The sequence below is a fragment of the Nocardia anocheti genome (assembly GCF_029675105.1).
GTDB lineage: Bacteria > Actinomycetota > Actinomycetes > Mycobacteriales > Mycobacteriaceae > Nocardia.
Window position 1 is genome coordinate 1 of the sequence record NZ_JAQQFV010000027.1, and the last position, 841, is coordinate 841.

General features: G+C 65.3%; 1 protein-coding gene. It reads left to right on the forward strand.

From position 1 onward, the window contains the following. Positions 1-61: 61 nt before the first annotated feature. Positions 62-841, forward strand: a protein-coding gene (locus tag QC180_RS30120; RefSeq protein ID WP_278266255.1) for an IS5 family transposase whose coding sequence is annotated in 2 segments (ribosomal slippage) — positions 62-407 and positions 407-841 — 781 coding nt annotated over the 2 segments. Because the reading frame shifts where the segments join, the coding sequence is not laid out codon by codon here. This gene is flagged as partial in the annotation.

Consider the following 841-nt stretch of genomic DNA (forward strand, 5'->3'; position numbering starts at 1 on the left):
GAGCTCCTAACAGGTTCTGTCGGGTAGCAGCGAGTCCTGTTGTAGTGCAGGATGTTTCGTCGTGGCAGCGCCGTGGATCGTGGACGACCAGTTATGGGCAGTGATCGAACCGCTACTACCGGTCAAGGCGGCGGGAACACCGGGACCAGCGCGGATGAACGATCGGCTTGTCCTGCAAGGGATCTTGTTCGTGCTGATCACCGGCATCGGGTGGGAGGACCTGCCCCAGGAGCTGGGGTTCGGGTCCGGGATGACCTGCTGGCGGCGGCTACGGGACTGGCAGGCCGCCGGGGTGTTCGAGGCCATGCACGCCACGATGCTCGCCCACTGCCACCGCGCGGGACTGATCGATTTCGACCGCGTCATCCCCGACGGCTCACACGTGCGGGCCAAAAAAGGGGCACCGACACCGGCCCCAGCCCGGTCGACCGCCGCAAAGCCGGAGCCAAACACCACATCCTGACCTGCGGCAACGGTCTCCCGCTCGCGGTCGTACAGTCAGCGGCCAACGTCAATGACCATCTCGTGCTGCCTGTGTTACTCGATCGAGTGCGGCCGCTACGAGGACGCCCCGGCAGACCACGCGAGAAGATCACGACCCTGATCGCGGACAAGGGCTACGACTATCCGCGGGTCTACGACGAGCTCGAGCGCCGGCGGATCACCGGGTATATCCCACGACGCGGCACCCGCGACAAGGTGACCGCCGGCCGCTGGATCGTCGAGCAAACCCTGGCCTTGCTGCACCAATACCGGCGCTTGGCCGTCCGTTGGGAACGTCGTACTGACATCCATCAGGGATTCCTCGATCTCGCCGCCGCGTTGATCTGCTGGCGACGAC